The organism is Thiohalorhabdus sp., from assembly GCF_036628635.1.
In the GTDB taxonomy this organism is placed as follows: Bacteria; Pseudomonadota; Gammaproteobacteria; order Thiohalorhabdales; family Thiohalorhabdaceae; genus Thiohalorhabdus.
This window is the reverse complement of the sequence record NZ_JAZKRM010000069.1, coordinates 1-8,177: the sequence shown is the minus strand read 5'-3', so window position 1 is coordinate 8,177 and position 8,177 is coordinate 1. Positions and strand designations below refer to the sequence as shown.

At 66.0% G+C, this 8,177-nt stretch carries 8 protein-coding genes; 7 read left to right on the top strand and 1 reads right to left on the bottom strand.

Annotated features, from left to right (window positions below; genetic code table 11):
* Positions 1–62: 62 nt before the first annotated feature.
* Positions 63–488: a TonB-system energizer ExbB gene (exbB, locus tag V5A19_RS13115; protein WP_332319725.1), complete on the bottom strand. Its 426-nt coding sequence runs from the start codon at positions 486–488 to the stop codon at positions 63–65.
* A gap of 266 nt (positions 489–754) precedes the next feature.
* Here exbB and V5A19_RS13110 point away from each other — a divergent pair, with 266 nt between their 5' ends.
* The 7 genes from V5A19_RS13110 (at position 755) to V5A19_RS13080 (ending at position 8,086) form a co-directional block, all read left to right on the top strand.
* Positions 755–2,935, top strand: coding sequence for a TonB-dependent receptor (locus V5A19_RS13110; protein WP_332319726.1), 2,181 nt, complete (start codon positions 755–757; stop codon positions 2,933–2,935).
* A gap of 75 nt (positions 2,936–3,010) precedes the next feature.
* Positions 3,011–4,156, top strand: coding sequence for a PepSY-associated TM helix domain-containing protein (locus V5A19_RS13105; RefSeq protein ID WP_332319727.1), 1,146 nt, complete (start codon positions 3,011–3,013; stop codon positions 4,154–4,156).
* Positions 4,153–4,344, top strand: a complete 192-nt coding sequence (locus tag V5A19_RS13100) for a hypothetical protein (protein WP_332319728.1) — start codon at positions 4,153–4,155, stop codon at positions 4,342–4,344. The genes V5A19_RS13105 and V5A19_RS13100 overlap by 4 nt, the downstream gene beginning before the upstream one ends.
* Positions 4,345–4,749: 405 nt before the next feature.
* Positions 4,750–5,232 carry a hypothetical protein gene (locus V5A19_RS13095; protein ID WP_332319729.1) on the top strand — a complete coding sequence of 161 codons (483 nt, stop codon included), beginning with the start codon at positions 4,750–4,752 and terminating at the stop codon, positions 5,230–5,232.
* A 205-nt stretch (positions 5,233–5,437) separates the two neighbouring features.
* Complete coding sequence (locus V5A19_RS13090) at positions 5,438–6,067, top strand: peroxiredoxin (RefSeq protein ID WP_332319730.1); 630 nt, start codon at positions 5,438–5,440, stop codon at positions 6,065–6,067.
* A gap of 524 nt (positions 6,068–6,591) precedes the next feature.
* Positions 6,592–7,716: a PepSY-associated TM helix domain-containing protein gene (locus V5A19_RS13085; RefSeq protein ID WP_332319731.1), complete on the top strand. Its 1,125-nt coding sequence runs from the start codon at positions 6,592–6,594 to the stop codon at positions 7,714–7,716.
* A 76-nt stretch (positions 7,717–7,792) separates the two neighbouring features.
* On the top strand, positions 7,793–8,086 hold the full coding sequence (locus tag V5A19_RS13080; RefSeq protein WP_332319732.1) for a hypothetical protein: 294 nt from the start codon (positions 7,793–7,795) through the stop codon (positions 8,084–8,086).
* Positions 8,087–8,177: the final 91 nt, after the last annotated feature.

Sequence of the window (8,177 nt, the reverse complement as noted above, 5' to 3'; positions counted from 1 at the left end):
GATGGCCAGCAGCACCAGCATGATGTCGATGAAGGGGATGACGTTGATGTCGTCGAACCGTTTCATGCGTCGTGGACCCGCTTCCACTCGGCCACGAGGACGTCCACCCGGCGCATCAGGCCGTTGTAGAACAGGATGCTGGGGATGGCCACCAGCAGGCCCATGGCGGTGGCCTTCAGGGCCAGCGCGAGGCCGGTCATGATGGCCTGGGTCTCGATGGTGCCGCCCTGACCCATGTCGTAGAAGGTGATCATGATTCCCAGCACCGTGCCCAGCAGGCCCACGTACGGGGCGTTGGCGCCGACGCTGGCGATGATGGTGAGGTTGCGGGTCAGGGCAGTGTGGAAAGTTTCCAGGTGATCGAACCCGGTAACCGCCACCTGGCGGTAGTACAGCCAGCGCTCCACCGCGAAGGCCACCGCCAGGAAGAGCATGAAGCCCAGCAGGCCGATCACCGCGTAGTCCAGGTACAGCTTGAGCCACTCCATGGCCTGGATCCTACTCCGTTGTTCCGTTGCACGCGGGTCAGCGGAAGGGTAAGCCATCCCGCCTTTAGTGAAAACCGTTCCCGTTTTCAATTGGCTTTCGAGCTGGGCCCCTCGCCTCGGAAGCCCGAGCAGAGGTTACTAAGGCAGCCGGTGTGGGCAAAGGTTTCCTCCCTTGTTGCAAATAGGAATCAATATCATTTAAATTCCCATTCCCGATACGGATCGCCGTCAGCCCGCATAAATGAACCCACACACTGGAGGCCTAAATGCACCGACCGGCTGCCATACACGGCACGAGATCTGATTACGCCCGTCCGCTGAGCGCGGGCGGGAGCGCCCTGGCCCTGGGAGCGTACCTGACGCTGCTAGTGACCCCGGGGCCTGCCTCGGCTCAGTCCGGGGGCGCGCCCGAGGTGCTGGACCCCATCACTGTCTCCACCACCCGGACCAGCCAGGGCCGGTCCATTGCCGATATCCCCGGATCGGTTAGCGTGATCAATCGCCAGGATATCGAAAAGCAGGCGCGGACGACCCAGGACATGGGAGAGATCCTGTCCAATCTGGTGCCCGGATTGGGCCAGTCCTCGGAGAGCGCGACCAACTTCGGTCAACAGATTCGGGGCCGGAGCTTCCTGGTGATGATCGATGGCGTGCCACAGAACGCTGTCCTGCGTCAGGCCTTCAAACACCTGCGTAGCCTGTCGCCGGAGGCCGTTGAACGGATCGAGGTAATCCGCGGGGCCGTGGCTACCTATGGCATCGGTTCCACCGGCGGCATCATCAATTTCATTACCAAAAGCGGTCGCGGCCTCGAGGGTACGGAGATGCAGACCACCGTCGGTATCTCCGGTCAAACCGAGAACGGCGACAGTTTGGGCGGCCGAATCTACCAGGGCTTCCGGGGGGATGCCGGGGCCTTCGACTACAGCGTCAATCTCTCGGCCAAGCGGACGGGTAGCCGGTTTGATGGCAATGGTGACCGTATCCCGCCGAACGGCTTCGAGTCGCAGGGCGGCGGTCTGTTCGAGTCCAACGAGTACAACCTGCAGACCAAGCTCGGTTACCAGCTGACCCCCGATCAGCGGCTTCGGCTTGCCGTCAATTACTATGAGCAAGAGCAGGATGCGGATCATACCCGCGATCCCGCTACGGGCGATCCCGCCGATGATACCCCCACCGAGACCATCGACAGCGAGCCAGCGGGGGCCGATCCCAAAACGGAAAACCTGAACATCAGCCTTGACCATACGCTTCAGGATCTATTGGGCGGGACCCTGTCCACCCAACTGTATTTCCAGGATTATGAGACCTTTTTCGGATTCTCCGATTTCTTCACAACCGGTCCCGGGCAGACGTTCCTGGAAACCGAGCATATCGGGGCCCGCATCGCCCACGACCGGCCAGTGGGGTCGTTCGCCAATGCCGTTTACGGGGTAGATATCAGCCAAGAAATCACCGCCCAGAACTTTCTGGACGGGCGCACCAATATGGGCGAATTTGAGCAGCAAAATTACGCTCCCTTCCTGCAGCTGAATGTTGCATTGGGGACTAATTGGACAGTCCGCGGCGGAGTCCGTCATGAGCGCGTCGAAGTGGATGTCCCGACTTTCCGCGATGAGGGCTCCGTGACCAGCAATACCGTGCGGGGGGGTGAGCTCGATTATGAAGAGACCGTGTTCAATCTCGGTTTGGTCCATAACCTGACCGCCAGCCAGGAGGCCTTCGCTAGCTTCAGCCAGGGCTTTTCCGTGGCCGATATCGGTCGGGCCCTGCGAACAGCCAGTTCCGATTTCAGGGACCAAATACCTGCCGGTACCGAAATTGATGGCGAAGCCCTCGATCCCGAGGTCAAGGTGGTGGACAACTTTGAGCTGGGGTGGCGCGGTCGCTTCGACGATTGGCGGGCCACGCTCACGGCCTTTTACACGACATCCGACGAGGGGGCGACCTTCGGTGGGCCTCCGGACTTTCCCCTGCAGCGGCGCAAGGAGCAGACCTATGGCGTCGAGCTGACCGCCGATGTCGATGTCACCCGGGCCCTGACCGTTGGCGGTACCGGAACCTGGCAAGAGGGGCGGGTGGATACCGATGCCGACGGCAGCACCGACGACTTCCTCGACGGCACCCGGATCGCGCCGCCGGAGGCGACCTTGTATGCCGAGTATGCGCCGAGCCGGCGCTGGTCCGCCCGCGTTCAGGCCAAACGGGTGTTCGACCGCGACCGGTTCGAGGGCAGCACCGCCTTTGGCGAGGGAGAAGTCAACGGCTACACCTTGCTGGATGCCAGCGGCCAGGTTCGGGTCGGTCCGGGCAACCTCGAGGTAGGCATCCGCAACCTGCTCGATGAGCAGTACATCACGCCGCTGGGCCAGAGCTTCAACCTTCCCGGTTTCGTGGTGGCCGGCCAGGGCCGCTCGGCCAATATCTCCTACACCGTGACCTACTAATTCCGTGGGGTGGGTAATCGCCGGCCCGGGGCATTGCGCCCCGGGTCGTTTTTTCGGTCCCAAGGAGCAACACCCGTGAATGGCAGACGCTTGAAGGTTTGGTACCGGGTGCACAAGTGGACCAGCCTGATCTGCACCGTGTTCATGCTGCTGCTGTTCGTGACCGGGCTGCCGCTGATCTTCCACGAAGAGATCGACCGCGCGCTGGGCTATCGGGTGACCGCGCCGGCGGTCGAGGAGAGCGGCCCGCGCGCGGATGTGGACGCCATCGTGGCCGACGCCAGGGAGCGGCACCCGGACGAGGCCGTGCAGTTCCTGGTGCGCGAGCCGGAGCACCCGGAACTGTGGTTCGTGCGTCTGGGCGAAAGCGTCGACGCCGCCGAGGCCTCGTCGTTTCTGACCTACGACGCCCGCACCGGCGAGCTGCTCAACGCCTATCCGGTGGGGCAAGGGGTCATGAACGTGATCCTGCGCCTCCACGTGGACATGTTCGCGGGTCTGTGGGGGACCCTGTTCCTGGGGGCCATGGGCCTGCTGCTGGTGGCCTCGCTGGTCTCCGGCGCCGTGCTGTACGCCCCCTACCTGGGCCGGGCGGGGTTCGGCCACGTGCGGCGGCAAACGCGGCGCCTGCGCTGGCTGGATGCCCACAATCTGGTGGGCATGGCCACCCTGGTGTGGGTGCTGGTGGTGGGCTTCACAGGGGTAGTCAACACGCTGTCGGTGCCCATCTTCAGCCAGTGGCAGTCCACCCAGCTGGCCGAGATGACCGCCGGGGCGACGGGGGATGGTACAGCCGCCGATCGGTCCCCGGCCGAGGCGGTGGCAGCCGCCCGCGAGGCCCAGCCGGACAAGGCGCTGAGCTTCATGGCCTTCCCCGGCAACGGATTCACCGGCGCCGGCCACTTCATGGCCTATATGCAGGGCACCACCCCGCTGACCGCGCAGCTGCTGACCCCCGTGATGATCGATGCCGATACGGGCCAGGTCGCCGCCACCCGGGAGCTGCCCTGGTACGTCAGCGCCCTGCTGCTGTCGCAGCCGCTGCATTTCGGCGACTACGGCGGCCTGCCGCTGAAGATCCTGTGGGGCCTGCTGGACTTGCTGGCCATCGGGGTGCTGATCAGCGGCCTCTATCTGTGGCTGCGGCGCCACTGGGGTCGTTCACCGGCGATCGCCAATGGCGCCGATGAGGGGCGTGCGCCTCCAGGGGGGCCGGCATGATTGGTTCCAAGCGCTTCGCCCGGGTCTGGGGAATGCCGCTGGTGCTGGCGTTGGTCTCTGCGTTGGGGCTGGTGGCCGCGCTGCTGGCCGATGGTCTCGGCGACGCCCTCTCCTGGGCGGCACTGGCCTTGCCGACGGCCGTTTCCCTGGTGATCACCATCCGGGCGGTGCTCCCTGGCCGCGCCTGATGGCCGGGCCCGGGTCACGGCCCTGTGGAATGCAAGGAGGTACCCCATGACGCCCCAGCTCCCCGCGTCCTAACGCTCGTGCTGGCCCTGGGCGTGCCGGCTGCCGGGCGGCGGCCACACTGGCTGAGGATTACCGGCTGGAGTTCGCTTTCTCCAGGGCCGACCAGCGCACCACGCAGCCGGGCGTGGAGCACCTGGAGACGCGGGGTACCCCGTTGGTCGGCCTGGTCCGTGTGTTCGGGCGCGGGGGCTCGTTCCGCGACAGCCTCCGGCGCATGCTCGGCCGCGATATCGATGGTGCCGGCGAGGCGGCGGCCGGCGGCGGCATGGTCGGCCACGGCGGCGCCTACGGGCAGACGCCGGCGCGCATCCGCACTAGCGCCCAGGCGCTCGCGGTAATCGGAGTTGGGGACCCATCGCCTCCTCGCCCGTTGCCTGGCGGACCGGGCGCCGTCGCTGTCGGAGGACCCCGGGCGGGAGACCGTCCGCCTTACTGGCCACGGCTGCAGGCAGTACGCCGCCGACCGCGAGTGGCTGGCCCCCCTCGAGCGGTTGGCCGAGCGCATGCGCGCCGCCGGCGGCGACGGCTTCCGCGCCATCCGCGTCGCCACCTGGTGCGAAAAGCGGGAGCAATCGGTTGCCAGCATCAGAGAGATGGTGCGCAAGGTCAGCCGGGACGGTGGTCGGGCCTTGCTGATCCCGGCCCGAACTACCGGCACCGGCCCGGCGGAGGAGCTTCTTCCCGATATGGACTTTGCCCTGGGTGAAGGCTTCGTGTCGCATCCGCTGTTCGAGGATTGGCTGCACGCACAGGTGCAGACCGCTTTTGCGCGCTACCGCGAGGAGGGACGCGGGCGATTGGGCGCCTCCCTGATGGACTCCGAGTGAAGGGCCCAGAGTGTCGAGGGAGGAGCGAAACGGGGTTTCCCATAATTGGTAATGGGAACCATTTGCAAATGGCTTGTTCCTAATGATTGCGGGGAGTACACTCGGCAGTACATTGGACAGACAAACCTCGCCGTTCTGCCGGTTGCTTAGTCTTTCCCGGACCAACCGGCCATACCCATGGCCCCAACATAGATAGGAATCCGCAATGACCCTTCACATCGGCGACACCGCCCCCGACTTCGAGATCGACAGCACCCAGGGGACCATCCGGCTCCACGACTGGATCGGCGATTCGTGGTGCTTCTTCTTCAGCCACCCGGCCGACTTCACTCCAGTGTGCACCACCGAGATGGGCCGCACCGCGCAGCTGGCCAAGGAGTTCGAGGCGCGCAACACCAAGTCGCTGGGGCTTTCCACGGACACCGCGGAGGAGCACGTCAAGTGGATCGAGGACGTCAACGACACCCAGCACACCACCCTCGAGTTCCCCATCGTGGCGGACGCCGACCTCAAGGTGGCCAAGCTCTACGAGATGATCCACCCCGATGAGAGCGCCACCGCCGCGGTTCGCTCGGTCTACATCATCGACCCCGACAAGAAGATCCGGCTGATGATGACCTATCCCATGTCGGTGGGGCGCAACTTCGACGAGATCCTGCGGGTGATCGACGCCCTGCAAACCAGCGATGCCCACGGCGTGGCGACGCCGGCCGATTGGCGCCAGGGCGACAAGGTCATCATCCCGCCGACCGTCAGCAACGAAGACGCGGAGAAGAAGTTCCCGCAGGGCTTCGAGGAGCTGCGCTCCTACCTGCGCTATACCCAGGTCGGCTAAGACCTCAGCCCCGCAAGGGCCATTCGCCCCGCCCCGGTAAGCCCTGGGCGGGGCGGTTTGTGTTTGCTTCTTTGCCCGAGGACGGTGCGATGCCCACCGAACGCCTGTTCGGATGGGGTGGGGGTAGCTTACCACGTATAAAAGAAATGAAAATCATTATCGTTACCGGTAAGGATTGATACCATCCCTCCATGATTTGTGCCGGCCAGTCGTCCTGGACCGGCTACCACGCCCACCGCCCACCGCCCGGTCCTGCCAACGGCCCTGCCGGTCCGGACGGTCGGCCAGATCCCCGAGGCATTCCAGGCGGCAGCCAGGGCAGTGGGAGCAGTCAATGATGTCGGTGAACCGAAGGCTCCTGGAGCGAGCGACCTCGCCCGCGGTGCCAGATTGGCGACCGGCAAGGCCCGATCCTGTTCGCTGCAGTACACCATGAAATAGTGACCGACTAGGAACGCCTGTCGGGGTAATGCGATGGGAGGGACCGTTCGGCGGTCCCTCTTTTTGCGATCAGGGGCAAGTGAATGAACCGAACATGGCTTCTTCTGCACCGCTGGACGGGCCTGGGACTGGGACTGTTTCTGGCCATTCAAGGCCTGCTCGGGGCCTGGCTGGTGGTGGCCGAGCCCCTGGACGAGTGGCTACACCCCGAGCTGCTCCAATCCGATCCCCGGCCCGGGGCGGAGCCCCTCGGACTGGCCGAGGCCCACGCCGCTGTCAACGCGGCCTATCCCGATCGTCCCCTCTGGCTCCTCGTCCAGCCCGAGGGGGCCTCCGGGGTCTACAGGGCCGTGCTGGAGGGCAGGCACGGCCCAAGAGTCTACGTGGACCCCTACTCGGGGGAGGTATCCGAGCAGCGCGCCGCCTTCGCCACCCTGGAGGCGCCGGTTCGGGTGCTCCACACCGGGGAGATCGGCGGTGCCGCCCTGGAGACCGTGGTGGGGGTCCTGGCCGTCGTCCTGCTGGCCCTGGCGATCACCGGGCTAGTGGTTTGGTGGCCCGGGCGGGGAAGGCTGCGCCAGGCCCTCGGCTTCTCCACGGCCTCCCTCGCCGATCTCGCCCGGGACGGCCACCGCTGGGCGGGTCTCGTCGGCTTGCCCTTTTTGGGGCTCATTGCCGCCACCGGGATCTACCTGGTCTTCCACCACGCGGTGCAGGACGCCGTATTCGCCGTCACCGGCGAGGAGGAAGCGGAGCCCGTGCCGCTTGCCGCCGACGCTGGCCCCATGCCGGCGGGCGCGGTCGGGGACATGGTCGACGCGGCACGCGCGGCGGTCCCCGGGGCCGCCATCACCTTCCTGGTCTTTCCCACGGAGCCCGGCGAGTCCGTGCGGGCTCGCCTGCGCTACCCCGACGAGTGGCACCCCAACGGCAACAGCGAGGTCCAGCTCCACCCCCGGGGGGCCCGGGTGCTGGGCACCTATGACCATCGGGCCGCCGGTCCCGGGGAATACGCCATGGACCACCTCTACCCCCTCCACATTGGCACCTACGGGGGCACCGCGGCGCGCACCGCGCACTTCGTGGCTGGGCTGCTGCCGGCGTTGTTTTTCGCCACCGGGCTTTACCTGTGGTGGCGCCGCCGCCGTGCCCGAGCCCGACGGCGGCGGCCAGCCAAGGGTGCGGGCGCCCAGGAGGGCCGGGGTTGACGCCAAGGCCCATAAGGTTTTAAATGAAAATCATTCTCATTTGGTTAACTGAGTCACGCTTCCTGGAGGTCGCACCATGTCGGCAAGGCAGCCCACCATCCGGGGCGGCATCGCCCTGGGCCTGGATACCCTGGATCTGAGCCTGCAGTACTTGATGACGCGCTACGCCCGCAAGCCGGATCCCGAGGTGGCGCGGGCGGTGACCGATCACCTGGAGATGCTCATGGGCCATCCCGAAGTGGCGGACAACCTCACCTACCGCGAGCTCTACAACCGCCTGCTGACCACCTGGCGGCCGCTAAGCGAGGCCGGCGATGGTCCGCGCCGACGGTGGTGGCGACGCATGGGCATACCGGTCGACCGCCGCTAGGCCCCAGAACAGAGGAGCGCAGCCATGGCCAATAATGATCCCGTCGCGGAGCTGTTCCCGAAGCGATCGGGGCCCTCCACGGCGCCGGCTC

Bases quoted from the DNA above. Each gene is read 5' to 3' on its own strand.
- exbB (WP_332319725.1), bottom strand. From the start codon at position 488: ATGGAGTGGCTCAAGCTGTACCTGGACTACGCGGTGATCGGCCTGCTG.
- V5A19_RS13110 (WP_332319726.1), top strand. From the start codon at position 755: ATGCACCGACCGGCTGCCATACACGGCACGAGATCTGATTACGCCCGT.
- V5A19_RS13100 (WP_332319728.1), top strand. From the start codon at position 4,153: ATGATTGGTTCCAAGCGCTTCGCCCGGGTCTGGGGAATGCCGCTGGTG.
- V5A19_RS13090 (WP_332319730.1), top strand. From the start codon at position 5,438: ATGACCCTTCACATCGGCGACACCGCCCCCGACTTCGAGATCGACAGC.
- V5A19_RS13085 (WP_332319731.1), top strand. From the start codon at position 6,592: ATGAACCGAACATGGCTTCTTCTGCACCGCTGGACGGGCCTGGGACTG.
- V5A19_RS13080 (WP_332319732.1), top strand. From the start codon at position 7,793: ATGTCGGCAAGGCAGCCCACCATCCGGGGCGGCATCGCCCTGGGCCTG.